This window comes from Paraglaciecola sp. (assembly GCF_039964565.1).
Classification (GTDB): domain Bacteria; phylum Pseudomonadota; class Gammaproteobacteria; order Enterobacterales; family Alteromonadaceae; genus Paraglaciecola.
On the sequence record NZ_JBDVXF010000006.1, the window covers coordinates 158417 to 184220 of the forward strand.

Annotated in this window: 23 protein-coding genes; 7 read left to right on the forward strand and 16 right to left on the reverse strand. The window is 42.4% G+C overall.

Going from position 1 to position 25804, the window contains the following annotated elements; translation table 11 throughout:
- Window positions 1-7: 7 nt before the first annotated feature.
- Together ABJK37_RS03605 and ABJK37_RS03610 are read right to left on the reverse strand one after the other, a co-directional pair.
- Window positions 8-1543, reverse strand: a complete 1536-nt coding sequence (locus ABJK37_RS03605; RefSeq protein ID WP_348350205.1) for a tryptophan halogenase family protein — start codon at window positions 1541-1543, stop codon at window positions 8-10.
- Window positions 1544-1728: 185 nt separating this feature from the next.
- Window positions 1729-4605, reverse strand: coding sequence for a TonB-dependent receptor (locus tag ABJK37_RS03610; protein ID WP_348350207.1), 2877 nt, complete (start codon window positions 4603-4605; stop codon window positions 1729-1731).
- A gap of 291 nt (window positions 4606-4896) precedes the next feature.
- Between ABJK37_RS03610 and ABJK37_RS03615 the strand changes: the two genes are divergently transcribed.
- Genes ABJK37_RS03615 through ABJK37_RS03640 form a run of 6 tightly spaced genes read left to right on the forward strand, consistent with a single transcriptional unit; the run spans window position 4897 to window position 10841 of the window.
- Window positions 4897-5583: a GntR family transcriptional regulator gene (locus ABJK37_RS03615; RefSeq protein ID WP_348350209.1), complete on the forward strand. Its 687-nt coding sequence runs from the start codon at window positions 4897-4899 to the stop codon at window positions 5581-5583.
- Entirely contained in the window at window positions 5580-6734 is a 1155-nt protein-coding gene (locus ABJK37_RS03620) for a mandelate racemase/muconate lactonizing enzyme family protein (RefSeq protein ID WP_348350211.1), read from the forward strand. Before ABJK37_RS03615 ends, ABJK37_RS03620 begins: the two co-directional genes overlap by 4 nt.
- Before the next feature lie 38 nt (window positions 6735-6772).
- Window positions 6773-8080, forward strand: a complete 1308-nt coding sequence (locus ABJK37_RS03625; protein ID WP_348350213.1) for an MFS transporter — start codon at window positions 6773-6775, stop codon at window positions 8078-8080.
- The gene (locus ABJK37_RS03630) at window positions 8071-9078 is read left to right on the forward strand and encodes a sugar kinase (RefSeq protein WP_348350215.1); all 1008 of its coding nucleotides are present in this window, start codon (window positions 8071-8073) and stop codon (window positions 9076-9078) included. The genes ABJK37_RS03625 and ABJK37_RS03630 overlap by 10 nt, the downstream gene beginning before the upstream one ends.
- A gap of 20 nt (window positions 9079-9098) precedes the next feature.
- Window positions 9099-9743 carry a bifunctional 4-hydroxy-2-oxoglutarate aldolase/2-dehydro-3-deoxy-phosphogluconate aldolase gene (gene eda / locus ABJK37_RS03635; RefSeq protein ID WP_348350217.1) on the forward strand — a complete coding sequence of 215 codons (645 nt, stop codon included), beginning with the start codon at window positions 9099-9101 and terminating at the stop codon, window positions 9741-9743.
- A gap of 54 nt (window positions 9744-9797) precedes the next feature.
- Complete coding sequence (locus ABJK37_RS03640; RefSeq protein ID WP_348350219.1) at window positions 9798-10841, forward strand: SMP-30/gluconolactonase/LRE family protein; 1044 nt, start codon at window positions 9798-9800, stop codon at window positions 10839-10841.
- Between the two features lie 126 nt (window positions 10842-10967).
- Here the strand turns inward: ABJK37_RS03640 and ABJK37_RS03645 are convergent, their stop codons facing one another.
- On the reverse strand, window positions 10968-11180 hold the full coding sequence (locus ABJK37_RS03645; RefSeq protein ID WP_348350221.1) for a Txe/YoeB family addiction module toxin: 213 nt from the start codon (window positions 11178-11180) through the stop codon (window positions 10968-10970).
- A gap of 335 nt (window positions 11181-11515) precedes the next feature.
- Here ABJK37_RS03645 and ABJK37_RS03650 point away from each other — a divergent pair, with 335 nt between their 5' ends.
- Window positions 11516-12961, forward strand: coding sequence for a PQQ-dependent sugar dehydrogenase (locus ABJK37_RS03650; RefSeq protein WP_348350223.1), 1446 nt, complete (start codon window positions 11516-11518; stop codon window positions 12959-12961).
- Between the two features lie 27 nt (window positions 12962-12988).
- Here the strand turns inward: ABJK37_RS03650 and ABJK37_RS03655 are convergent, their stop codons facing one another.
- From ABJK37_RS03655 to ABJK37_RS03715, 13 genes are all read right to left on the reverse strand, one after another.
- Complete coding sequence (locus ABJK37_RS03655; protein WP_348350225.1) at window positions 12989-14266, reverse strand: TRAP transporter large permease; 1278 nt, start codon at window positions 14264-14266, stop codon at window positions 12989-12991.
- Between the two features lie 5 nt (window positions 14267-14271).
- Window positions 14272-14856, reverse strand: a complete 585-nt coding sequence (locus ABJK37_RS03660; RefSeq protein ID WP_348350227.1) for a TRAP transporter small permease subunit — start codon at window positions 14854-14856, stop codon at window positions 14272-14274.
- Complete coding sequence (locus ABJK37_RS03665) at window positions 14834-15916, reverse strand: sialic acid TRAP transporter substrate-binding protein SiaP (RefSeq protein ID WP_348350229.1); 1083 nt, start codon at window positions 15914-15916, stop codon at window positions 14834-14836. Before ABJK37_RS03665 ends, ABJK37_RS03660 begins: the two co-directional genes overlap by 23 nt.
- Window positions 15917-15942: 26 nt before the next feature.
- Entirely contained in the window at window positions 15943-18225 is a 2283-nt protein-coding gene (locus ABJK37_RS03670) for a CRTAC1 family protein (protein ID WP_348350231.1), read from the reverse strand.
- A gap of 200 nt (window positions 18226-18425) precedes the next feature.
- On the reverse strand, window positions 18426-18716 hold the full coding sequence (locus tag ABJK37_RS03675) for an SIP domain-containing protein (protein WP_348350233.1): 291 nt from the start codon (window positions 18714-18716) through the stop codon (window positions 18426-18428).
- The gene (locus ABJK37_RS03680; protein WP_348350235.1) at window positions 18694-18909 is read right to left on the reverse strand and encodes a siderophore-interacting protein; all 216 of its coding nucleotides are present in this window, start codon (window positions 18907-18909) and stop codon (window positions 18694-18696) included. Before ABJK37_RS03680 ends, ABJK37_RS03675 begins: the two co-directional genes overlap by 23 nt.
- A gap of 173 nt (window positions 18910-19082) precedes the next feature.
- Window positions 19083-19538 carry a DUF2798 domain-containing protein gene (locus ABJK37_RS03685; RefSeq protein ID WP_348350237.1) on the reverse strand — a complete coding sequence of 152 codons (456 nt, stop codon included), beginning with the start codon at window positions 19536-19538 and terminating at the stop codon, window positions 19083-19085.
- Between the two features lie 125 nt (window positions 19539-19663).
- Window positions 19664-20914, reverse strand: a complete 1251-nt coding sequence (locus ABJK37_RS03690; protein WP_348350239.1) for an FAD-dependent oxidoreductase — start codon at window positions 20912-20914, stop codon at window positions 19664-19666.
- A 10-nt stretch (window positions 20915-20924) separates the two neighbouring features.
- Entirely contained in the window at window positions 20925-21233 is a 309-nt protein-coding gene (locus tag ABJK37_RS03695; protein WP_348350241.1) for a 2Fe-2S iron-sulfur cluster-binding protein, read from the reverse strand.
- Between the two features lie 68 nt (window positions 21234-21301).
- Entirely contained in the window at window positions 21302-22459 is a 1158-nt protein-coding gene (locus ABJK37_RS03700; RefSeq protein WP_348350243.1) for a cytochrome P450, read from the reverse strand.
- A gap of 103 nt (window positions 22460-22562) precedes the next feature.
- Complete coding sequence (locus tag ABJK37_RS03705) at window positions 22563-23372, reverse strand: alpha/beta hydrolase-fold protein (RefSeq protein WP_348350245.1); 810 nt, start codon at window positions 23370-23372, stop codon at window positions 22563-22565.
- A 6-nt stretch (window positions 23373-23378) separates the two neighbouring features.
- The gene (locus ABJK37_RS03710) at window positions 23379-24515 is read right to left on the reverse strand and encodes a Zn-dependent alcohol dehydrogenase (RefSeq protein ID WP_348350247.1); all 1137 of its coding nucleotides are present in this window, start codon (window positions 24513-24515) and stop codon (window positions 23379-23381) included.
- A gap of 202 nt (window positions 24516-24717) precedes the next feature.
- Complete coding sequence (locus tag ABJK37_RS03715) at window positions 24718-25722, reverse strand: LacI family DNA-binding transcriptional regulator (protein WP_348350249.1); 1005 nt, start codon at window positions 25720-25722, stop codon at window positions 24718-24720.
- Window positions 25723-25804: the final 82 nt, after the last annotated feature.

Below are 25804 nucleotides of genomic sequence, written 5' to 3' on the forward strand. Positions count from 1 at the left end.
GCGTTTATTAAACAATTAAGTCGTTAATTAACCCCCGGTGACTGGGCAGTGCTGTTAAGTATTGTCTGGTCAGGTTTTGGACCTGCTGTATATTCTGCTGTGCTTGTTGTTGTACTCTGCTTGAAATTGGATGGTTGGGTAATGAGCGGGAGTAACCCATTCCACATAAAATATATTGGTAGCTGGCCGCAGGAAACACTTCGGTGCGTTCAAAGTCATAATGCCATGGTGTCTGGAATTTCCACAATTCAAGGAGTGCTTGTAGGCTGTCAGGGATGCTATCCGTTGTTCGGTTGTCTATCCAATAGGCAGAATCATTTCGTTGGCTGAGTACGTAATGCAGCTTTAGAAAATCGATAATCCTTTGCCAGCGGTAGCTAAATCGTTGATTAAACCGCTTAGCTAACAACGGAATAGCGGCAGTACAAGTTGGGAATTGGTCACTGAGCATGGCTGCTGATAGTTCGACTAAAGCCAAAGAAGAGGCCTCTAATGGTTCAACAAATCCAGAAGATAGCCCAATGGCGACACAATTATGGGTCCAAAATTTTTGTCGATAACCCGGGGTAAACGTAATTTTTTTAATAGACGTTTCAGCTTCGTTTTGGCCGTTACGGTTTAAATAGGTGCGAAGACATTCTTGTGCCTGCACTTCACTACTATGCTCACTTGAATATACGTAACCAGTGCCTCGCCTAGTTTGCAGGCCAATGTCCCATATCCAGCCATTTTCTTGGGCGCTCGATAAAGTCGTTGATGCTATCGGACTATTACCTTCTGGGTAAGGTATATGTGCGGCGATAGCGGAGTCGTTAAATAAATACTGATGTTGAGTGTTATAGGCTACCCCATAGTGTTGACCAATTAATAGCGCCGCCATGCCACTGCAATCAATAAAGAGATGCCCTTTAATGTCGCCGTTTTTTTCGGTACGGATGGCTTTAATATCGCCATTGATATGTGGCTCGATTGCGACGACAGTATCGACAATATGGTTTACCTGAAGGTGATTGATACAGTGTTTCTTTATAAACTCAGCGAATGCACCTGCGTCTAAATGGTAACCGTAATTACACACCGCAGCGTATTCAGGGGTGGCAGCTTGTTTGGGAGCTAAGCCCTGTCGACAAACTGCAGACTGAGGCGTGACTATGTCTGCAAAGGTACTTTGCTGATGGTGTTGCCAATAGTCAGCCATATTGAGAGTAATAAAATCCTGTGGCAATGAAAACGGGTGTTGATATATATCGTTAGTACTACCATTTTTCCAACCTTTAAAAGTTGAACCTTGCTTAAAGGTGGCGTTACATTCTCTAATTAAATCAGTTTCAGAAATGCCCATATTACGTAGCGTATTACGCATGGTTGGCCAGGTGCCTTCACCCACACCAATGGATGCAATATCCGAGGATTCAATCAATGAAATCGTGACTGGATTGTTGTCTCCATATTTTTTTATTAGGGTTGAGGCTAGGGTACCTGCGGTTATCCAGCCAGCGGTTCCTCCTCCAACGATAACTACTTGGGTGATGGACTGTGACATTGTTTTCTCCAACGAAAAAAGCCACCTAGAAGGTGGCAATAAAATTTACTTCGATTGCATTAGTTAAAGATTGAGTAACATGCATGTTTTAATACAGCCTTAAAAATAAGCATATGTATTCTAGATTTAACGCTAAGGCACTGCCCTTGGGAAGCCGTGCTTTACTTATATGCAATGAAATAAACTTAAAACTTAGCTCTAATACCAACACTGTAACGACTACCAAAGTCTTCCGCCGCTAAGAATTGATTGTCAAAGCGTCCATGCCGATGAGCGGTTTCTTCCAGGATGTTGATACCATCAAATACCATGGTCAGGTTTTCATTAATATCGTAACTCACACTCATATCAAGTTGCCCATAGGCTTCTGTGAAAATCGGTTCATTACTACTTTGGAATTGATTAGTTCTAAGCAAGAACTCATCACGCCAGTTATAGGCTAGCCGTGCTTGGAAGCCATCTTTATCATAAAATGCCACTAAGTTTGCGGAATCGCTTAAGCCAGTTAATGCCACGGTTTGATCAAATGAATAAATATCATACTCAACGCTACCGTCAACAAGGGTAAAGTTGAGTAGCGCCCCAAATCCTGACTCGCCAAACATATGTTGCAATGCTACCTCCCAACCATCAATTTCAGCATCTTCTAGGTTACTAGGAACAGTCACGTCAAACAGTATTTCAGGATCTGTTGCTTGGGATACACATGCATCGTTAACTGGATTCGACGAAGGATCAGGGCAACCAGGACGAGGGTTAGCGGAAGGGTCTTTGAGTGGTGTACCATCGGCGCCATTGATAGTGCGCTGAACTACGTTAGTTCCGATGAAATTATTTACGTACTTTTTAAAGTAACCAATCGAGGCATAACTGCCTTGGTCGTAATACCATTCTAGAGATAAATCAATATTATTTGACCCGTACGGCAACAAGTTTGGATCGCCCTGAGTTGCAAGGAATGGCCCTCCAGGACGGGTGTTGGTAATTCTCGTTGCCGGTGCAATGGCTGTAATATCACTACGAGCTATAGTTCTGCTGTATGACATGCGCCCAACTAAATCATCACTGAATTCAACGCTAACATCTAAATTAGGTAAAAATTCAGAGTAGCCACCGGTAAGTGTGTCGAAGGTCACCTCTTGTTCTGATGGGAACACACCGCGAATTTCCTCTACCGTTAGATAGACTAATGCTTGTGGTAAGTTTGCAGTAGATGATGCCAACACTTCGGTGTCTTCAAAACGCAGCCCAGCGTTAATATTAATCGGCAAGTCATTAAACTCAGTATCGAAATCAAGTGATACGTAAGCCGAAAACGTTTCTTCATTGACCATATCAATGTTCACTGGATTTTCAGTAATTAAGTTACCATCGGTTATGGCTTGGTTAACTACCAAGGGGTTAACGTTGTATTGCATAGGGAACAAGTTTTCTGAATTACTAAAGCCTTGCCCTGTTGTAGCCGGGGTAAATGACAAACCTAAAGTATTTAGGTCGATTGTATTAGTTATTACGCTGAAGCCGAAACGGGTTCTAGTGTCATATTGATAATCGGTTTGACCAACACCAAAACTTACTTTAGTTAATGCATTGTCATTATTATTTAGCCATTCGCCGCTTAATTCCCATTGCTTGATGTTATTTTTAACTGCGTTGCCGCGCACTACTACAACGTCACCATCAATATTCTGTAATGAATAAGGATCATAATTGGTTGGGATAGGGCCGGGTGCAACACCGGCTTCGGTTGTGGTAGAAGGATCGGCAATTACACTCGGTACATCGGCACCAGTAAAGTCTAAACCAATGTCCACATAACGCAGGTTTGGTGGTGTACTAATGACTGTCGTGAATTCACTGATTTCACCACCAGGCTGGGTTTCTGATGTTGAGTTGTGCGCATCGAAATTAATTTGTAGATTGTCAGTGGCCTGCCATTCTAGGTTGAACCCAACAGATTGATTTTCAGTTTCAATGACTTGATGAGTATTAGTAAAGTTCAATCGATGGTTTTTATGGCGAGGATTAGTGACCGTGCCATTGGCATCCACCGTACCGGTGGTATTGGCATCAGAGTCGAACCAAAACCCAGTAAGAACACGGTCGATAGTCTCGTCAAATTCTGATGCGGTATAATCTAAGGTTGCGGTTAAGTCATCGCTAACGGCATATTGAACTACCACTTGTGCATTACTGCGTTCACGATGATGATCACCGTATTCCACGGCAAAGTTACGAGGTACCCAAAAGGTGTTGTCTGGGTTATTGGGGTTGGTAATTCCTGAGGAATCGATACCGGCGTATGTGGAACCGTCATCCGGTAACCAGCCGTCATTATTAACGGATTCTTTGCGACTATCACGTTGTGAATGTGACAAAGCCACTAAAAGGCCAAATTTTCCATCAGCAAATACATTACTGTATAAACCAGACACTTCTGGCGTAACATCATCGCCGGTCACATTGGATTGGTCAAAAACCGCAGTGGCACTGCCGCTAATGGTTTCTTTGCCTAGCTGAAACGGTGTCGCTGTTTGCAAGTTGATTGTGGCACCTAAGCCACCACTAGTGACATGGGCTTTGCCGGTTTTATAGATATCGACACCGGATACCACTTCCGATGCGATATGTTGAAAATTAAAAGCCCGATTCACGCCGCCATCTGTCGATAGAGTCGAAGATGTTGGCATAGCACGACCGTTTAGGGTCACCATATTGAAGGTTGGTCCAAACCCTCTTACCGATACTTGGTTACCTTCGTTGTTGGAGCGATCAATGGATACACCAGTTATGCGTTGTAACGATTCAGCTAAATTAGTATCCGGAAATTTACCAATATCTTCTGCGGTAATCACATCCACTATACCGATAGATTGACGTTTGATATTGGCCGCGCTGGTCAAGGAGCTGCGAATGCCACTGACTGAAATTACTTCGACGTCGTTGTCCATACTCTCTGTTTCTTGAGCCGAAGCAGAAGACATCGCGCTGCCGTTAACTAACGCCAGTGCAATAGCGCCAGTGAGTACTTTGAATTTAAAAGTTTTAGCATGATTAAACATGTCCATAGCCTTATCTAGTTATGTGTTTTTAGTGTGCCTGCGTTAACTATTTCGCTTCAACGAGCAACTTTTTTGCAAGCGGTTGTTTACAATCTAATAACACATTTGCACACATAAAATTAAAGATCAACACTTTATATTTAACAAAATATTGTTAACAATATCTAAATTATGTGTAATCATATCGATATTGTGTGGTTTAAGGCGGGTTTTATCGCTTTATTGTTAGTTGTTGTTGGATTTCTATGTGTAAATTAATTTGTGTAATTAATTTTCACAAAGGTGGTAATTATGGTTAGTCCTGAAGTTGTTGGTTTGAAGTCTCCATTAATCGGTGAAGAAGATTCGGTTTATTCACGAATTTTGGCCGATATATCCAGTGCTATTTTTGTTAGTGGTGATCGTTTAGTTACGACCGCTTTAGCAAAACGTTATAGCACAAGTATTAATCCTGTAAGGGAAGCGTTAAATCGTCTTCAAGGGGAAGGCTTGGTCACAGTATCGGTTAATAGTGGTGCACGAGTGACCTATTTTGAATATCGCACCATGCGCGATGTATTTGAAATATTGCAACTGATTGAACCTTATCTGATGGAATGGTTTGTACACGAACACACAGTTGAACAACGTCAGCATTTGTATCACTTAATGCATCAAATGGAACGTTTGGAAGAATCAGAGCATTTATCCTATCGCATCTTGGACACCCAATTCCATTGGGCAATGTACAGTCAGCACTACAACACTCATGCGGTAGAGTTATGGCGTAAAAATCGGTTGGTACTACAAACTATGCACGCCAACTTAAGTTCAAATAAATCACGCGCTAGTCAAAGTATGGTCGAGCACCGCGCGATAATGCGGTGCTTAGAGCAACGGGACGCAGACGGTACCTTAGCTATTTTGCAAAACCACATTACCAACAGTAGACAGTACTGGTCGCGCTATATCGATGATCAACCAACGAGACAAAAATGAAAATTACAGACATCAAAGCCTATGCGTTTAAAGCTGGGCCCCGCAACATATGTTTGATTAAAGTGGAAACAAACCAAGGTTTTTACGGCTGGGGCGAATCCGGTTTATCGGGTAGAGAGTTAGCGGTTATTGGCGCAGTTCAGCATTTTAGTTCATTTTTAATAGGTAAAGATCCACGTCGGATTGGCGCACTGTGGCAAGAAATGTATCGTAGCCAGTATTTTGAAGGAGGCCGAGTATTGTCGGCGGCCATTGCCGCTATTGATATTGCTTTGCATGATCTCGTGGCTAAAAGTCTCGGTATTCCTGTCTATCAATTACTAGGTGGTCGTCAACGGGACGAAATACCACTTTTTGTTACATCTACCAAACCCTTAGACGACAGTTTTATTACTGAAGCTTTGCAGTTCAAACAAAAAGGTTGGCAAGTGATACGGGCTACCACTGGTGTGCACGGTAATGCGAACTCGTCGACATTGTTTGACCCACGTCACTCAATTGCGCAAGCGGCAGAATGCTTAACGCGCTGCCGCAAAGAGTTAGGGAGTGAAATTGTCTTAGGTATTGATTATCACCACCGCTTATCGGTGGCTGAAACCGTGTCTTTTTTACAACGGATGCCAGCGGGCACTATTGATTTTATTGAAGAGCCAATACGTGATGAATCGGTAGCCGCCTATCAAACTCTACGCCAAATGTGTGACGTACCTTTTGCAGTGGGTGAGGAATTCTCCAGTAAATGGGATTTTTCTCGCTTTACCCAAACCTGTTTAACTAACTTTGGCCGTATTGATATCTGTAACGCTGGTGGTTTTACCGAAGGCATGAAAATAGCTGCGCTATGTGAAACCAACTACATCGATATGATGCCACACAACCCCCTTAGTCCTTTGTGTTCAGCTGCCACCATTCATTACTGTGCGGCCGTCAGCAACATGGCTTGGTTAGAATTGCCACCTTACTGCGATGATATGCAGGACTATGATACTTATTTTGTTGGTCGCCCTCAGGTGGTGAATAACGCCCACCCGGTATCTGATGCGATTGGGTTGGGCATTGATGTGAATGAAGAACTCATCAAAGATTTGTCGTTTGAACCATGGGAAACCCCTCGTTTACATAAAAAAGACGGTTCTTACACCAATTGGTAAGCAGCTAAATAGACACAATAAAATAGGGAGCCAAACACGTGGATCAAACCATCGCAAAGCCAACCAAAAAACGCCTAGGTATTTTAGCCATGGTGTTTATCAGTGTGGTGATCAATTACATGGACCGCAGCAACATATCGGTAGCTGCATCGGCCTTGTCAGATGAATTACAACTAACGTCAGTACAACTCGGATTAATATTTTCGGCATTTGGATGGACTTATTCGATAATGCAAATTCCCGGTGGCTTGGCTGTAGACTTGGTCAAAGTCCGTTTGCTTTACCCTATTTTATTAGTGACTTGGTCACTGGCCACTTTAGTACAAGGTTTTATTAGTTCTTTTGCCGCCCTGCTAGGTTGTCGCATGGCCATTGGTGTATTTGAAGCGCCGTCTTATCCTTGCAATAACAAAATTGTGACTCAGTGGTTCCCCGAAAGTGAAAGAGCTTCTGCGATTGCGGTATATACCTCAGGACAATTTATTGGTTTAGCGTTTTTACTGCCGGTGTTGGCATTGATACAAGATACGTTTGGCTGGCGGGGCTTGTTTATTGTGTCTGGTTTGGTTGGCATAGGGTGGGCGTTGATTTGGTATGTGTTCTATCGCGATCCACAGGACCACCCCAGCATTAATCAAGGGGAATTAAAGCATATTACTGCCACTGCAACCCAAAATACCGATGAAAACCAGCCTAAAAAAGTGAACTGGCAGGATATAAAGCGTGTGTTTATGGTGCGCAAGTTATGGGGAGTGTATATCGGTCAGTTTTGTTTAGGTGGAGTGTTAATGTTTTTCTTAACCTGGTTCCCTACTTATCTGGTGGAGTACCGTGGTTTGGACTTTCTTCAATCTGGATTTCTAGCATCTATTCCTTTCATTGCCGCCTTTGTTGGTGTGCTGGTCTCAGGTTTTACTTCGGACTTTTTAACCCGCCGAGGTTGGTCCAAAGAGGTGGCACGTAAAGCGCCCATCATTATCGGTATGTTGTGTACCGTCAGTATTATTGGCGCTAACTACACCGATGACACTTTTTGGATTATTACTTTTTTGTCTATATCATTTTTCGGCAATGGGCTGGCGTCTATTGCTTGGGTATTTGTTTCCTTGCTCGCCCCGCAGCAGTTTGTTGGTTTGGTCGGCGGTTGTATGAATTTTATCGGTGGCTTATCAGCAGTCACTATCCCGGTGATAATTGGCTTCTTAGTGCAGGGTGGCGATTTTGCTCCTGCGCTGGTGTTTATTAGTGGTTTAGCGCTACTGGGCATGTGCTCTTACCTGTTTTTAATTGGCAAGATTGAACAAGTTCAGATATCTACACAAGGGCAGGATGAAGTATGCGTTTAACCTGTTTTGGAGAGTTGATGCTGCGCCTGACGCCAGCGGTTAAAGGTCAGAAAATCGTTAGTAGTCATAACTTTAGTGTGGATTACGCGGGTGCAGAGTCCAATGTTGCCAGTGCCTTGGCTCATTTAGGAAATTCAGTCAATTTTGTCAGTAAATTACCCAATAATAGTTTGGGCAATGCGGCAATGGCTTCACTTAATCGTTACGGCATTGATACCTCAAACTTACTGCGAGGAGGCGAGCGTATCGGCACCTACTTTATTGAATTGGGTGCATCAATTAGACCATCCTCGGTTATTTACGATAGAGCAAATTCGGCCCTTGCGGCTATCCAAGAAAATGAATTTGACTGGCCACAGGTCCTTAAGGGAAGTCAGTGGTTGCATGTGTCTGGTATCACCCCTGCCATTTCCAATCAATGTGCAAACGAAACAGTTAAAGCGGTGAAAGCAGCCCACGCAATGGGAATTAAGGTAAGTTTTGATTTAAATTTTAGACGAACCTTATGGGCTAATGTTGAAGACGCACGGCAGATATTTTTACAAATAATGGAATACACCGATTTGCTACATGGCAATTGTGGCGTGCTCAAAGATGTATTTGATTTGGATTATAGTGGCCAATCATCAATCGAGAATACGGTAGCCGCAGCCAGTGATGTTCAGCAAAAATTTGCAATTGATGGCGTGGCATTAACCAGTCGAGAACACCATTCGGCTTCGGTTAACGGTCTTAGTGGTGTGTATTTACAAGGCGCAAAGTGCGTGACTAGCAGCTCTTATCAAGTAGATATTCTCGACCGATTTGGCACCGGAGATGCCTTTGCCGCTGGTATATTACACGGCATTATGCATGACTTTTCCCCACAAGAATCAGTGGATTTTGCAACCGCGGCATTTGCGTTGAAACACACCATATTAGGCGACCAGTTGACCGCCACAAAAGAAGACATTCATTCCATTTCGGGCGGTAATATTAGCGGTCATGTGATCAGATAACTTAATAGGATATTTTTAATATGGGGTTAACTCGGCAAAACATTACAAAACGTATTTTGGCACATCGCTTAGTGGCGATTGTTCGATTAAAACAACAAAACCAAGTGGCGGTGACGCTAAAGTGTTTGGTTGACGGTGGCATTGAAGTCTTAGAGATCACGTCAAATACGCCAGGGTATTGTGAAGAAATCGCTAAAGCGCGTGCTATGTATCCAGATATTCTTATTGGAGCTGGTACTGTTATTAATAAGCAGCGGGCTGCTGATGCCATTGCTGCGGGTGCGCAGTTTCTTGTCACTCCTAATACTAATGCTGCGGTGGTGCAAATTGCTCATAGGCATAATATTCCAGTTTTAATGGGAGCCTTCACACCAACTGAAATCGCTCAGGCGCTGGAGATGGAAGCGGACATTATTAAGTTATTTCCGGCAGGAGAAATTGGGACTGATTATCTCAAAGGAGTGCAAGGGCCATTTGACACCACGCCATTTCTGGCGGTTGGTGGTATTCATTTAGACAATGTTGAGGACTGGTTTGCTGCTGGAGCGGCCGGTGTGGGTGTGGGCAATCAGTTAACCCGCGCCATAGATTCAGAGCAAGATAAACAAGATCATATTGATTTTGTGAAACAGTTTGTTGAAATGGTGAAAAAACACCGTGGGTAACGTGTCCCCTCAGTGGGAAAAATTTGGTCAGTGTGTTTGTTACAAGGAAATATTATGGGATTGGTAAATACTCGGTTTTTAGCTATTTGTACATTATGGTTTATGGTTATGCATTCCAGCATTGCTGCTGAGGATAATCACGGCAATCAATCTACAGATATCACACCGCATATAGAAATCTTTGACAATAGGGCGCTGACATTACTCGAGCCTAAAAGTGAAATTAGTGTTGTAAGTGAAGGGCATACTTGGACCGAAGGACCGTTATGGATAGAAGAGGGAGGTTATCTACTTTTCTCAGACATTCCCAATAATGTCATTCAAAAATATGATCCAAGAGGCGGCACCTCTGTTTATTTAAGAGGGGCTGGTGCAACTGGTTTGGTGGCAGGTGATTATCGCCAAGGCTCTAATGGTTTATTACTTAATCACAAGGGCGAGTTGGTATTGTTTCAACAAGGCGATCGTCGTATTGCCACTATGCAGGCCGCATTGAACAAACCTAAAGCCGATTTTAAAACATTAGTTGGCAGCTATAAAAACCAACGGCTTAATAGCCCTAACGACGGTGTTTACCATAGCAATGGCGATTTGTATTTTACTGACCCGCCTTATGGCTTAAAAAACATAATGGCAGACGAGCGTAAGCAATTAGCGTTTCAAGGTGTGTTTTTGTTAAAAGCAGAAGGTTCGCTGGTGTTACTCGATGACGAAGTGAGCTTTCCCAATGGCATTGCATTGACAAAAGATGAGCAAACCTTACTCGTTGCGGTTTCCGATCCCAAAAGCGCACTATGGTTAGCCTACGATATTAATACCGATGGGACACTAGCTAATAAACGCGTGTTTTTTGATGCTACGACATTAGTTGGACAACAGGGTGAACAAGGTCTTCCCGATGGTATGGCCGTGCATTCAAGTGGGGTGATTTTTGCCACAGGCCCCGGTGGTGTGTGGTTGTTTGATAATCATGGCAAGGTGTTAGCGAAAATAAGAACGGGTCAAATCACATCAAATTGCACACTGACCACAAATGAGAAAACCCTTTACTTTACGGCTGATGACTACGTGATGAGTGTGCCACTAAAGGGAATGTAAAAGCCGTTTATTACTCTCGAGGCTTGCTTCCATTGAGCGAATCGAATGTGGTTGATCGTTTTGGTGGGAGCTCTATTACTCACAGTGACTTCATAATCGCAGTACTTTGACTACTTTTTCCAAGTTTTACACTTGATATACTAGTCGGTGTTGGATATTTATTCGTCGTGAATAAGCGCCAGTAAGAGCACCGATTAATTTTTCAAACGAGGGAGGAGATTGGTAAGGATCTTCTTTGAATATGTCGATTAAAATTTTAGCTTTACTTTTGAGGCCGCTACTAGCAAGTTTTTTCGCATCCTTCGGAGCTTGCTTAGTGAATACAACTTTCCATGTCACCAGTCTAAGCTCTCAGAACAATCATTTAAATCGGTCTCTAAACCTTCTTTTTCAATAAATGGGGTCGTAGTCACTTTAAGGGAACATCAGTTACTATCCTAATATCTGATTATCTGCCCTTAAGAACACACATTCTATCAACAGCTAGGTTTTTATGATCTAGCCGTTTCCGTTATTCATATCGTTATTGTTTAACCACTTCTGTACATGGGCCACTTATAAAAACCAATTAGATTATATTGTGAATCATTAATAGTTAACAAAAAGTAGGCTTTTTATACAGGAAACAGATACAATTAATATCCAATGATTATTACTTTCAAGGGTGATGAAATATGAATATTCAATTTCCAAAATCGGCTTCAATCATTTTATTTGGCAAGCGCGTTTTAGGAATACTTTTGGCTACGAGTGCGCTTGTAATCAGCCTATTTTCAGTGCATTCCCATGCAGAGGAAAGAGTAGAATCATTGTATCAAAACAACTGTAAGTCTTGTCACGGTATTACACTGGCTGGAGGCATGGCCGATTCACTGTTAAATGAGACATGGCTAAAAGACGGGTCGCCTGAATCACTCGCACACTATATTAGGAATGGTGTCGCAAGTAGAGGTATGCCTGCATGGAAAGAGACACTGTCGGAAGAACAAATTCGCGCCTTGGTAATATACATCAGTGAACAACGTCACGAGAAAAAGCGTGTAGCCGCGCCAACTAACAGTCAGGCAGCATCTATTACCGCTCTTGGTCATACATTTAAGATAGACACCCTACACATAGCCGAGAGCATTCTATGGGCAGTTGAGTATCTTCCTGACAATACTATGCTAGTGACGCAGCGAGATGGTGCACTTTTACACGTATCGGAACAAGGAAAGTTACTGTCCAAAATTGAAGGTTTACCCGACATATGGCATCACGTGCAAGGTGGCCTACTAGATATTACTTTACATCCTGATTACGCAAGTAATGGCTGGATTTATATTGCTTATGCCTCGTCAAACGACGGTAAAACCGGCATCACGAAAATAGCGCGTGGAAAGATTAAGGATAATACGTGGTCCGATCATGAGGATATTTTTGAAGCGTCACAAACCGCCCATACAGATTCAGGACGTCACTTTGGTGCGCGAATTGTCTTTCATGATGGTTATGTCTATTTCGCTATTGGTGAGCGCGGTAATCGGCCCAGTGCACAAGACTTGAGCCTACCCAACGGTAAAATATTTCGTTTGCACTACAACGGACAAGTGCCACATGACAACCCGTTTATTAAACTAAAAGGTGCGCTGCCAGGCATATGGAGCTTTGGCCACCGTAACCCGCAAGGCTTAGCCATAGAGCCAAACTCTGATCGTCTTTGGGAATCGGAACATGGTCCACGCGGTGGCGATGAAATTAACCTTATTAAAAAGGGCGCGAACTATGGTTGGCCTATTATCACCTATGGAATGAACTACGATGGCACGCCTATTACTCACATCACAGAAAGGGAAGGTATGGAGCAACCTAAGCACTATTGGGTTCCGTCTATTGCGGTTGCAGGCATAGCATTTTACGATGGCAAAATGTTTACTAATTGGCAAGGGAAAATGTTAGCAGGCGGTATGGGAATACAAGAATTACAGTTAATTAACACAGCAGGTGATTCGGTTACTAATACTGAACTTATTCTGTCTGACCGAGGACGTATTCGTGACGTAAGCGTGGCGCCTGACGGGGCCATAATATTAGTCGTAACTATTGATGGTAAAGGACATATACTCAGGTTAGCTATATAACAGCATACATATCTTGCTTTGTTTAGTTTAGTACAAAACAGACGGTAACCATAAGGTAAGTGCTGGCACCAACATAATGAGTGCTAGCACTATGACCAATGGCACGATAAACGGCAATGTAGCTTTGGCGCATTGCTCAACCGGTACATCTGACACCTGAGACAACACGAACAACACCATGCCCAAAGGGGGCGTTAACAAACCAATCATGAGGTTGAGTACCATAATCACCCCAAACTGCACAGGATCTATGCCTGCAGCGATGGCAACTGGAAGTAAAATGGGCGTGAGTATAGTGATAGCCGCAATGGTTTCCATAAAGCAGCCCACCAAAAATAATATAAGGGTAATGGCTAACAACACTAAGTACTTATTTGAGCCTGCAAAACCAAGAGAGTCAGCCACAATTTGATGAATATTTTGGCTGGTTAATACCCACGAAAATATCGCGGCACCTCCAATGATAAGCATGATTGAGCTAGTTGTTTCAATGGTGCTAACCGATACCTTTAATAGACCTTTTAAGGTTAGGTTTCTATAAACCAGAGTACTAAGCAAAAGAGCGTATACACATGCCACTATTGCCGCTTCGGTCGCTGTAAACCATCCAGTTAATATGCCGCCTACAATAATAACTGGGGCAAGTAATGAAGCAAAAGCGTGCTTAAAACTAACAACAATGCGTTTTACTGAAAATGAATTGTCTTTCGGGTAGTTCCGCTTTCGAGCGTAAATAGTCACCATAATAAACAAAGAAAGCGCCATTAATAAGCCGGGAATAATACCGGCTGCGAACAACTGTCCAATTGAAACGCCAGCCATTACACCGTAAATAATCATTGGCAAACTAGGTGGGATAATAGGGCCAATAGTGGACGAGGCGGCCGTTAAGCCTACCGAAAAATCAGCGTCGTAACCTTTATTTCGCATAGCTTTTATTTCCATTGCACCTAAGCCGCCTGCATCAGCAACCGCTGCGCCAGACATGCCTGAAAACAAAATAGAAGCGCCGATGTTTACATGGCCTAACCCACCGCGTAACCAGCCCATTAACGCCCCGGCGAAATCGAATATGCGTTGTGTAATACCGCCTTGATTCATTAAAGCGCCAGCAAGAATAAAAAACGGGATTGATAATAGTGGAAAGCTATCCATGCCTCCGACCATTTGATGAAATACCACCAAACTTGGAATGCTGCCTTCTATGGCTATTGCAATCAAAGAAGCGATTGCAAGGGCAAAAGCAATAGGCACCCCCAATATTATGAGTAGAAATAGCGAAACAAAAAGGGCGATAATAACCATAATCTTTATGGATCCTTGGTTAGCGGTGTATTGGTTGAAGTAGCATGGGGCGAGTCTGCTTTTATGTCTGCTCTTATAAAGAGACCCTTAATATCATTTGCACAACGTATTGATGAGCGAAGCAAACACAAGGCCAGGGATAGGCCTAGCAAGCCGTAAAGCACACTAATGGATAACGATAGGGAACTCATTTCGTGGTTAGTAATTAATGGCACTATGGCTAAACAGGTAATGAACAAAAAAACTAAGAATAATGTATTTATCAATGACAACAGCGCGCTGCATATGGGCATGAGTCTGTGGGGGACAAAGCTATGGAAATACACAAAACTAATATGGGTGTTTTTCCTAAAACCTATTGATGCGCCAATAAATGAAAGCAATATCAACTGATACCTTGCTACTTCTTCGGTCCAACCTAATGGCGCATTTAACGCGTATCGACTTACCACTTGTGCAATTAGAATAGTGGCCAAAAGGAAAAATAAACCTAAGGATATCCAATCTTCAAGGGCAACATCAGAGAACGAAAATGAATCATCATCGTCACTTTTAAGTTCGGCTGGCTCAGAGGCCTTGGATAAGGTCATATATGCTCCGGTCATATGCAAAGGTAGTGTGCTCATAGAAGTTGAGTACTTGTTGGCGAAATGCGTTGCGCTCTACTTGGTTGACACTCACACCTTGTTGTTCAAACCATTTCGATAAGTTTTGTTCGTTGTAACGGGTTTCCTCTGAGGCTTTTTGTGCTGCTATCCTCAGTACTTTAGTAAATATTGTTCGGTCGTCTTTTGACAATAAGTCCCAGGTTCTGCCGCTCAAAACCGCTAAGATAGATCCTAAAACATGGCCGGTTAAGTTTATGTTGGATTGTACTTCGTAAAATTTCTTGGCTTTTATTGTCGGTAACGGATTTTCTTGGGCGTCTACCACTCCTTGCTGAATAGCCAAATACACTTCAGAAAAAGAAATAGGGCTAGGTTTTGCACCTAACGCCAGTGGAAATAGCTGATAAATTTCCGCACCTGGCACTCGGATCTTTAAGCCTCGTATTTGTTCAGGAAGGATTACTGGTATATTTGAGGTTAGGTGTCGTTCTCCATAGTAAGTGGAGCTTAATATGACATTCCCAGCTGAGCGTTGTTGGTATTCTTGTGTCAGTTGCGCAAATACTGCAGAGGTGACGTAGCGTTGCCAGTGTTGATAATTTTCAAAGATATAAGGCATTTCAGACAAGCCTAAAGGCTTATACATTTGCGACGCAAAGCTAGTGCCTGTGTAAATAATATCTAATGAGCCTAAACTTAAACTTTGATTAATATGCGCTTCTTTACCCAGCGAAGATGACGCGTATATTTTAATTTTATAACGTCCATGGGTTTCTTTATAAATCTCATCACTGGCCCATAAAGCCCATTTATGCAAAGCATGTGAAGGTTCATACACATGAGCCCATCTTAATACTCGGCTATTTGGCCAATCTGGGTGACTTGCTGTTTGTGTACTTACGGCTAAGTCTGTTTGCGCAATGGTACGATTTGGCAGTATTAAACAAACAAGCACCGTCACGATAATGAATAGCTTTTCGGCACAGTCAGTCATGTTAATGCTGCAGTGTTTAGCATCAAAGTTGAGTAAGTTAATACGCATGTTATTCAAGCCCTATCGGCATTCTATTATTTTTTAGTGCTTACCATTTTGTTCACTTGAAGGTCGTCTAAAACCACTGTTTCGCCATTTCTCCATCTAACTTCAACACGTTTTATTTGGGTTTCTTGGCCTAGTCCAAAATGCACTTTGTTGAGCATGCTTTGTGAAAATGACTCACCTGCGGAGCCCACACGTTTTTTATACTTTTTACCGGACTTAGTGGTGACTGTGACCAGCGCAGAATAAGCGTCTACTTTGCTGACTGGGCTATAATCCACATCTACTAAAATAAAGTTATTGGAGGTGTTGCTGATGTTTTTATACAGGTACCAATGGCCTTCTTCTTCACTGCCATTGAGCATGTCTATTTGACCGTCTAAATCAAAATCAAAGGCTTGGCCCATATCACCATGGCCGGGATCATTGGCGCTAAAAGCGCCATGTTGCGTGGTCATTTCAAAACTATTGTTACCAGTGTTGAGTAATACTAAATCGGCAATACGTTGTTTTAAGAATCCATAACGATATAAAAAGATATCTTCAAAACCGTCGTTATTTATATCACCATGGGTGACGCCCCAATGGTCGCCACCTGGTGGTAAGTTCCATGCATTTGAGGCATCCTCAAAATGATCGCCTTTATTGATTAGCAGTACATCTTTTTCGTTGCGGTAGTTAGGTGCCCAATCATGACTGACGTCACTTACACCAGTGATTGAAAACGAAACGCCCCAAAAAACATTTTGTTTTCTGACCCATTCGGCTCGCCATTTGCCATTGCCAAGATAGCCAATATACATCCCATTGTTTTCTCTTTTTTCAGGCCAGCCCTTGGCCATGTCCTGGCTAATATTCAGCGATTTTTCGGCAGTACGCATTTCAACAGGGCGTTGTGTTTCCTGAAAACCTTTAGCGTTCACTACGTGGCGAGTTTTAGTGTTGCCTAAATAAATCGCCCAACCGCCATCATATAAACGATAAACCAGTTCCATATCAAACAGAGTAATATCATCTTTGGCGCTAAACTCGATAAGGGTTGTTCCCGTTTCGCCATTGTCGCGAATATCGAGTTTTCTAGTGTTAGGATTAAAATCGATAGACTTGTTAGATAATTGGTAGTGAGTTTTGCCTCGAGCAAAATACAAATCAAATAGACCATCATTATTCACATCAAGATGAGCCGCGTTAATGATGTGGTTCTGACCGTTAATGTGTTTTGGTAACCATTGTTCGGATACGTTTTTAAAGGTCCAATCGCCGGTATTAAGCCAAAGTGATGCAGGTGAAAAAAGTAAAAAGTCATCTTTGCCGTCATTGTTAATATCGGTTAACAATACACGTTCAGCATAAGCATCTTGAAGTCCTGCAATTTTTGTATGGGTAAAGGTGCCATCACCATTATTTTTGTAAAAAATCTGAATGGGACCGTCATAATTAGGCGTTTGCGCATTGAACAATGCGATATCTAGATCTCCGTCTAAGTCAATGTCTACCCATCGTGGCGAACGTCCTCTGGCTGGCTGGTTAATACCCGCCATGGTAGAGACATTAATAAACTCACCTTTGTCGTTGCGGAATAATTCGTAAGATGTGGGGTTACTGCCACTGCCTCCGCCTAGGGCTACCAACAAATCTAAGTCACCATCGTTATCATAATCCCCGAAACTTGAACCATGGAGATCTCTAGGTGAATCAAATAGACGCTGGATATTCACTTTACCGCTGTTATTGGTCACTATCTGAGTAGGGACATGATTATGGTTGTTAAGCACAAAATCATAATCACCATCTTGATCATAGTCGGCGACAGCTGGCCCGCCGTATTTGTAAGTTTCTTTGGTATCAAGGCCTATTTCTTTTGAAATATCGCGGTACTTAGGTAAGTCGAGCCCGTTAATATCTTCGAAATATGCACGGTTAATGGTGATGCTATTGCTTCTGCCTGAAAACGTAAGTTTATGCTGACCTAGTGCTTTAAAAGGTACTAGCACATTTAGGGTTTGTTCTCCGGCGTTGGGAATATCGATATTGTCTACCAATACTTCGTTGTTCGCCGACAGACTCAAACTGCCATAATGTTTGTCTAGTGTAAGTTGCAGTATTAACTTTTTAAGCAACGAACCTTGTACATCGTAGGAGGTAACATAATCGGTTTGGTTATTGATATGCACAGCGTGATTGATCACATCTTGACTTGGTAATTGTGTTTGCCGTGAATTTTTATCAGTTGCTGTGCTGCACCCATTAATGAATAGGCTTGCCGTTAAGGCAATTGCAGTTGCCCAGATCGCGCCGTTTAGTTTATTCATGATGCAGTAACCTTCGCTATTACTAAGTTAAAGTTGCATCTATTCTATGGTGTTAAATGTTTATTGTAAACAATGTTTGTGTTGCACTTGATTTGATTGGGATTTGGCCGCTTTATTTTTAGTAAAAGAGTGGAATGAAACTACGCTAAAACCAAACTTGGCTTTTAACAAAACGTTTAATTCTAGCGGACTGGCGATGTCTATTTTTTTCTATTCCAATAGGCACTGGCGTATAGCTTGGGTTTGTCGTAATGACAGTGTTCGTTAAGATGGGCTTTAAGTTGTTTCACTACGCAGGCTTCTGCCGCGATAAAAATAGCTGTATTATTCAAGTTCGTTGTTTGTGAGCTTAGTGCTAATAAAAAATCGCCAGTTAATTTATCGGGCGTTACTAGCCAGTTGATTAGCATATTGGCTGGGGCCACTAGATTTTGTTTATCTAGTTCTTCAGGTACTTGGATCCACACTTCACCTTTGGCATTGTCGGGCATAAGTTCTAATATCTGCAATGGCAGGTAGAGCAGTGATATCACCAAACATCAAATGAGACTCAGCGTATAAGTCGGGGTGTTTGCTGCCACCTGGACCGGCAATTCCAAGATGATCCCCTGGCACTGCGTTGGATGCCCAATTACTCGCTAAACCTTGGTGATCGTTAACGGCAAAATCTAGTGTTAGCTGCATACTTTGTCGATCAAATTCTTTAATAGTGTATGAGCGCTTTTTTTATCGGAAGGAAAGTCTTTGAGTTCATTTCCGGTAACGATAATACGTTTCATATGAGGCGAAATATCACTCACTGACGAGACTTGTGTCATGCGCATCTTGGGGCCTATTATTATCTCCTAAATTATTGGTTAAGCTTGCGGATCAGTAAAAAAGGTTTCAAGCTTTGGATGTAACACAAAGGTCATCAAACAAGCAAAACCAAGACCTATGGGTAAGGCGTACAAGAAACTAGTGATGACCGTAGTGGTGAAGTGGCTAATACTGCCAAAGTCATGATTAATTGCAGTAGTCACAATGGCCAGAATGGACTCCATTACCACCGCCATTAAGATCCCTTGCAGTAGCTTTTTATATAGGCTTGGCATTCTTACAAACAGGCTATTTACCAATTTATGTATTGCAGCAAATATTAACGCACCACTTGGCAACATCACCAAAAATGCAAACACAAAGGCATTTAACCAGGCTTGTAAAAAGTGCTGTTCAGGAGCCAAATTAACATAGCTCATTATTCCAGTTATGGTACCGATTAAGCTGAGCATAATCGGAAGCAAAACCAATGCTTTTTTTAACTTAAGTTGCACAACAGCATCCAAATAATTATAGTTGATAATGTCTACTATAATTATTTTGGTTGATAGTGTCAACTATATTTGCTTGAATCCTACATTGAGAAGCATCAGTGCCTCATTCGTCCCCTCAAGTCATATTAGATAAGGTTATCGGGATGTAAGGTTATACGGCTATCGGCCAGTTTGTTTTGATCGATAACAGCACCGCTTTTAATGAGTTTAGTTCCCACCACATAGGCTTTGGCGTGGTTGATTGTGTCTACCGACAATAGTCGCTCATGGTAAAAATACCACACTGAAAACTTACGCTCATCGTCTGTTTCTTTACGTATTACCACCTTGGTGTATCCGCTAGATAGGCCAACCATCTGTAATTTGACATCATATTGATCCGACCAAAACCACGGTAAGGTGTCGTAAGTGACGTCTTTGCCGCAAATAGATGCAGCCGCAACTTTGGCTTGATCAACGGCGTTTTGCACCGATTCTAAACGAATCAAACGATTGTAGTGCGGATTGTGATGAAAGCTGCAATCGCCAATGGCGTAAATATCTTTATCATTGGTTCTGGCAGCATTATCTACTTTTATACCATTTTCAATGTCCAGACCTGCTTCTAAGGCAAGCTCAGTATTGACCCGAATACCCACACCAACAATGATAATATCTGCGGGGTAGTGGCTACCATCGGCGCAGATAACAGTATTTGAATCATCCTTTGTTTCGATGCTAGTCACATCTTTAGCGGTGAACACTTCGACGCCATGTTCATGATGTAGTTGTTGAAAATAGTCCGACATTATAGGAGCGGTGACCCGAGCTAAAATCCGTGATTCACGTTCTAGTACGGTGACATTAGCACCCATTTTTTTTAAGGATGCGGCGGTTTCTAGGCCAATATAACCACCACCAATAATGACTACTCGCTTATTACTGCTACTTAACATTGCCTGGCGGATGTGATTAACATCCTCAGCGGTACGTAATGGATAGAGTTGATGGGCGCTGTCTATGCCCTTGATAGGGGGAATAAAAGGCCGTGCACCTGTGGCAATAATGAGTTTGTTGTAGCTATGCTGCTCACCATCATCGCAGTGAATGAGCTGTTTTTTACGGTCTATCGACGTGATTTTGATGCCTAAACTTAAGCTGATTTGATTCTTTTCATAGCTTTGTTCAGCTTTCAGCAGATTCTTTTCGATGCCATCATCGCTTGTTAAATAGGCTTTAGATAACGGAGGGCGGTGATAAGGTAAGGTAGGATCGGTATCAAAAACAGTGATCGCACCTTGCCAACCTTCTTTACGTAAAGCAAAAGCAGCATTCACACCCGCGTGGCTTGCGCCAATTATAATGCAGTTACCATTTAACGTTTGCATGTCAGACATCAGACTTACCTTAATTAGCGACGGTTAAAATCAAGCCATCAAGCTTTTCACTGATCTCTATTTGGCAGCAAAGACGGCTGTATTCGTTAGCATTGTCATCGAGTTCCAGCATGTCTTTTTCAATTTCACTGGCTTCACCGGTTTGATTCACGTGGTCAGGATTGACGTGCACATGACAAGTTGCGCAAGAACATACGCCACCACAATCACCGTCAATACCACTTACACCGTTTTCGACAGCCAATGCCATCACAGAACCAGAGTCAGCTTCCAGAACAATGTTCTCGTCGTCTTGTGTAATAAATGTAATTTTTGCCATGTTATTTACCTCGGTGTTAATGTAGTTTTTGTCACTCAATACCCGCAAGCATGAATGGTAAGTATGGGTTATTTGGGATTAAATCGAACATTCAGGCGGTGATACCCTACCTTACGTTTAAATTCATCCCACTGTTCGATATTGTCTTCGGCGTCCAACAAATCGATAGACTGTACTTTGTCGCACAGCACATTGATTAAGGTACTCAGAATTTGTCTGGCATGGGTTGCCCCTAAACAATTGTGGTGACCAAACCCAAATCCCACATGGGGATTCATTTTACGATCTAGCACGACCTCGTTTGGCGTCTCAAAAACCGATGCATCGCGGTTTGCCGAGGCCCAGCACAAAGATATACGACTATCCGCTTTGGCTGCATGTTCGCATACTTGGGTATCTTCTGTGACGACTCGGCCCATGTGTGTAAGAGGTGAAAAATAGCGAATGAACTCTTCAATGGCGCGGCCACGAATTTCAGGCTCGTCACGCAAACGTTGTAATGATTCAGGATGCTCAGCGAAATAGGCTATAGTGTTTGAGACGGCATTGATAACGGTATCTCGACCACCAGAGAAAGTTAATACAATGACACCTTTAACTTCTTCTTTAGTGAGTTTTTTGCCGTCTACTTCTGCGGCTAATAATACCGAATAAAGATCGTCTGACGGGGTGGCAATGGCGCGCTCAATTTCTGCATCGATATAATCATAAAGAACTTGTGCTTTATCGCCGTCTAATGCTTCTCCTTCACTTCGAAAAACATGAGTACCCCAACTAATCCATCGTTCAGAATCTTCGAACGGCGTGTTAAGTAGTAGGGTTAACGCTCGTGATTGAAGCACCAAAGAAAACTGTTCGATTACTTCAACAGGTTCACGGTTTAATACCACATCCAGTAAGTCACTAATCTGGTTGTTAAGTTGTTCTTTATACTCATCTTGTAACGGTCTTTTAAACCATGGATCTAGCAAGGCTCGGTATCCTTTGTGCATCGGAGGATCGACCTCAAAGGGTATTTGCCTAGTTGTACGAATATTAACTTCTGAAGGAACCACTATACGGCCCGGGATATCCTGGGAGCTAAATGTTTTGGTGTTGTGTGCGCACTTTCTGACGTCTTTTAGTCTTAACACCATGGTAACAGGGTCGTCTTGATCGCTGACTTGTGCATAGCCCTGGTCGATTCTGGCCTGTTCAAAAGGGTCGTTCATATCACTGTTATTCATGAAGTTCTCAACGTATATTTATTGTGGTTTATACCGCTTACAATGTTATTCTAATGTAGTTAAAGTGTAATTAATGCTACTAATTAAGTTAAAAATATCATAATTATGCTCTTTTTGGATTCTGCTCAAGCGTATCGAAAAAGCATAAAGTGGTCTTCAAATGCTGATGCCAGTACAGCCACTCATGGCCACCGTCATACTCCGTAAACCGATGAAGAATGTTAGCGTCGGTAAAAGCCGCTGCGAGCTGTTGGTTACTGCTTAATAATTGATCTTGTTTGCCACAATCAAATCGCAAAGGTGGTAGTTGGGCTTGATTTTTTTTGCACCAATAAACAATGTCGGATTCGTGCTCTTCCAGAGTTTGATACTTTGCTAATGGCGTTTCGGTAAACAGTCTCAAATCCGCTACTTTGGTAATCGCAGAATGTGCCGAAATACCGTTAAATTTGCTGGCATATTTTGCGCCTAAACGCAGCGCGCCATAGCCTCCCATAGATAAACCACTAATATATAAATTACTGTGTTTGCTTACAGCATCTACTGTGGTTTGTACACCTTCTAGCACATCTTCAACTATCCATTTTTCGAAATTGCCTTGGTCTTGTAAAGGTAAATAAGCCGAGCCTTCCCAGATGCCGCCATCGGATGGCATGACTAACACAAATTCCGATAACCCTTGCTGACGCAGTTGTTCATAGACAAAGTGTGCACCACCTAAGTCCATCCATACCCAGTTATTTCCGTAGACTCCGTGAAGTAGAATAACCACGGGTAAATCTCTAGCTTGACTATAGGGGTTATAGACAGTGACATCTTGGCGTCCGCCTATGTGTGTAGAGTTAAGTGTCAGCGTCATGGTGTTGTCGCGGGAATATTTTGGATTGGATTGTTCTATTCGTATTATGGACATAGTGACTTAGTACTCGTTTGGCTCGAAAAACTCATGATGCTCAAAAACTACTACACCTTTAGCGATACGACCGTGTAACAGGTCATCAAATCCTTCGGCGATATCTTCGATTTTATAAGTTTTAGTGACCAGCTCTTCGAGCTTTAATTCGCCTTGCTGGTAAAGATCGAGGATCCGCGTAAAGTCTCGTTCTGGATTACACATCCCATAAAGCGGGTTGATATAAATTTTGTCCCATTCAAATAGTTCACAATCAAAATCGATGCGTTGCTCTATACCACTCACTTGTACTGCGGTACCGGCGCTTCTAATTAAGGCTAAAGGGGCGGAGCCTAATGCGGGGATAGCGGTGCACTCGAACGCATAATCAGCACCTCGGCCATGGGTTAATGCTCTTACTTGCGCTTTTACATCGATAAAATCGGTGTCGTCTTTGCTTGCAATAATACCGTGAGTCGCGCCAAATTCTTTGGCTTGAGCAAGTCTGTCTTCGCTAATATCAATGGCAATAATTTTGGCCGCTCCGGAATTTTTTGCGCCCTGAATAGCGTTAAGTCCTACGCCACCGCAACCGATTACACAAACCGAAGCGCCGGCTTTGACATTCGCGGCATTGACCACAGAGCCCCATCCGGTCATCACACCACAACCAATAATAGATGCGGCTGCAAAAGGGATCTCATGATTAAGCTTAACCACTGCAGCTTGTTTAACTATGGCATATTCACTCATAGTACCTAGATGAAAAGAACGCTCAATAGGTTGCTGGTTGTGAGTAGAAGACTCTATTTTCGCATGACCGGCTAAACCGCAGCCGCAAACAGGTGAGTTGGTTTCGCATATATGTACGTTACCTTCTCGGCATTGGAAACATTCGCCGCAGGGAATGGCCCAATTCAAAATAACTTTATCACCCACAGCGACCTTTGTAACTTTACTACCAACAGCCTGTACCCAACCAGCTCCTTCATGACCCACAATAAAAGGTTTGTTCCAAGTTTGTATGGAATCCCAATCGGTGTGGCATATACCTGCAGCCGCTATTTTGATTAATACTTCGTCATCGGCACATTCACCCACTTCGATGTTATCAAGGTGATACTGTCCGTTGCCATCTGAAATAACTGCTTTTGATTTGATCATGATAGTGAATTCTATAGAGTTAAGTACAGGGTAAATTTAATCACAATCAGTACTCACAGTACTGTCAGCAATGGCGCATAAAATATCATTTATATGCTAATAAAAATGCTTAGAAACGCTAAATGAGTAGCTTAGTATCAAAATTTAGTTATTTGGTGAAAGGGCCGTTATTCTCTAGTGAAGCAGCGATATTTGAAGTTTATTAGGTTTTAAGTGAGGTAGATTCACGCTTTACTAATCTAGGTATGTACTTATGGCCGTTACCTTGTTCAGTCGCCGGCGCGGATATTTTTCCTAAGGCTAGCTGAGCGGCAAATTCAGCCATTTCTTCAATGGGGTAGTGTAGCGTAGTTAACTTAGGGCGTGAGTATCTAGACAATAATACGTCATCAAACCCTATTACTGATACATCTATGGGCACTTTAAAACCATTGTCTTCCAAAGTAGAAATGGCACCAATGGCCATGGCATCGTTGTATACAAATATTGCGTCGAACTTAGTATCACTGGCGAGTAGTTTTTGGGTAGCAACTTCGCCTCCTTGTAAATTGGGTTCATCTTCAACAATGTGATGCGCCAATAAAGATAACCCGGACTCGGTCAGTTCGTTTCTAAAGCCTTTAAAGCGTAAAGCGGGGTCGTCGATTTTATATTTACTGGAAATACAGGCCAATTGTTTGTGACCTAAGGATAACAAATGTCGTGCTGCAATTTTGCCGCCTTCTTGGTTATCTAACCAAATACACTTATCTGCTATTTCTTGAATAAAGCGGTCAATCAAAACAAGGCCGGGTATTTTGTTTGCGAACTCAATGATTTCTTGGTCACTGAGTTTCTTGCTGTGCACCACAATAGATTCACATCTACGTTCTAATAAAAAACTAATGGCTTGGCGTTCTGACTCTTCGCTGATTGAGCCCGTACTGAGCAACAATTGCATATTATTTTGTCGCGCGATTTTGTCGACACCGTTAGCAAGTGATGCAAAAAACGGATCGGTTAAATCTGGAATAACAACACCTAATGATTGACTCTTTTTGGTGACCAAGGCTCGAGCGTTTTCATTTGGGTGGTAACCGAGTTGCGCCATAATAGCTAACACTCTGGCTCTGGTTTTGTCGCCTACTTTGGGCCCGTTGTTCACTACGCGGGAGACAGTAGCTGTTGATACACCAGCCTTTTTAGCAACATCTTTTATGGTAGCCATAGTTTACTTATTGGTCTTTGATACAAAGATAGTATCTTGAATCGATTAATGAATAAAGTCTAAACGTTTACATTTTGAATGT

What these genes read in the sequence shown, in the direction of transcription:
- ABJK37_RS03605 (WP_348350205.1), bottom strand. Translation starts at nt 1,543, where the DNA reads ATGTCACAGTCCATCACCCAAGTAGTTATCGTTGGAGGAGGAACCGCT.
- ABJK37_RS03610 (WP_348350207.1), bottom strand. Translation starts at nt 4,605, where the DNA reads ATGTTTAATCATGCTAAAACTTTTAAATTCAAAGTACTCACTGGCGCT.
- ABJK37_RS03615 (WP_348350209.1), top strand. Translation starts at nt 4,897, where the DNA reads ATGGTTAGTCCTGAAGTTGTTGGTTTGAAGTCTCCATTAATCGGTGAA.
- ABJK37_RS03620 (WP_348350211.1), top strand. Translation starts at nt 5,580, where the DNA reads ATGAAAATTACAGACATCAAAGCCTATGCGTTTAAAGCTGGGCCCCGC.
- ABJK37_RS03630 (WP_348350215.1), top strand. Translation starts at nt 8,071, where the DNA reads ATGCGTTTAACCTGTTTTGGAGAGTTGATGCTGCGCCTGACGCCAGCG.
- eda (WP_348350217.1), top strand. Translation starts at nt 9,099, where the DNA reads ATGGGGTTAACTCGGCAAAACATTACAAAACGTATTTTGGCACATCGC.
- ABJK37_RS03640 (WP_348350219.1), top strand. Translation starts at nt 9,798, where the DNA reads ATGGGATTGGTAAATACTCGGTTTTTAGCTATTTGTACATTATGGTTT.
- ABJK37_RS03650 (WP_348350223.1), top strand. Translation starts at nt 11,516, where the DNA reads ATGAATATTCAATTTCCAAAATCGGCTTCAATCATTTTATTTGGCAAG.
- ABJK37_RS03655 (WP_348350225.1), bottom strand. Translation starts at nt 14,266, where the DNA reads ATGGTTATTATCGCCCTTTTTGTTTCGCTATTTCTACTCATAATATTG.
- ABJK37_RS03660 (WP_348350227.1), bottom strand. Translation starts at nt 14,856, where the DNA reads ATGACCTTATCCAAGGCCTCTGAGCCAGCCGAACTTAAAAGTGACGAT.
- ABJK37_RS03665 (WP_348350229.1), bottom strand. Translation starts at nt 15,916, where the DNA reads ATGCGTATTAACTTACTCAACTTTGATGCTAAACACTGCAGCATTAAC.
- ABJK37_RS03670 (WP_348350231.1), bottom strand. Translation starts at nt 18,225, where the DNA reads ATGAATAAACTAAACGGCGCGATCTGGGCAACTGCAATTGCCTTAACG.
- ABJK37_RS03675 (WP_348350233.1), bottom strand. Translation starts at nt 18,716, where the DNA reads ATGCCCGACAATGCCAAAGGTGAAGTGTGGATCCAAGTACCTGAAGAA.
- ABJK37_RS03680 (WP_348350235.1), bottom strand. Translation starts at nt 18,909, where the DNA reads ATGCAGCTAACACTAGATTTTGCCGTTAACGATCACCAAGGTTTAGCG.
- ABJK37_RS03690 (WP_348350239.1), bottom strand. Translation starts at nt 20,914, where the DNA reads ATGTCTGACATGCAAACGTTAAATGGTAACTGCATTATAATTGGCGCA.
- ABJK37_RS03695 (WP_348350241.1), bottom strand. Translation starts at nt 21,233, where the DNA reads ATGGCAAAAATTACATTTATTACACAAGACGACGAGAACATTGTTCTG.
- ABJK37_RS03700 (WP_348350243.1), bottom strand. Translation starts at nt 22,459, where the DNA reads ATGAATAACAGTGATATGAACGACCCTTTTGAACAGGCCAGAATCGAC.
- ABJK37_RS03705 (WP_348350245.1), bottom strand. Translation starts at nt 23,372, where the DNA reads ATGTCCATAATACGAATAGAACAATCCAATCCAAAATATTCCCGCGAC.
- ABJK37_RS03710 (WP_348350247.1), bottom strand. Translation starts at nt 24,515, where the DNA reads ATGATCAAATCAAAAGCAGTTATTTCAGATGGCAACGGACAGTATCAC.
- ABJK37_RS03715 (WP_348350249.1), bottom strand. Translation starts at nt 25,722, where the DNA reads ATGGCTACCATAAAAGATGTTGCTAAAAAGGCTGGTGTATCAACAGCT.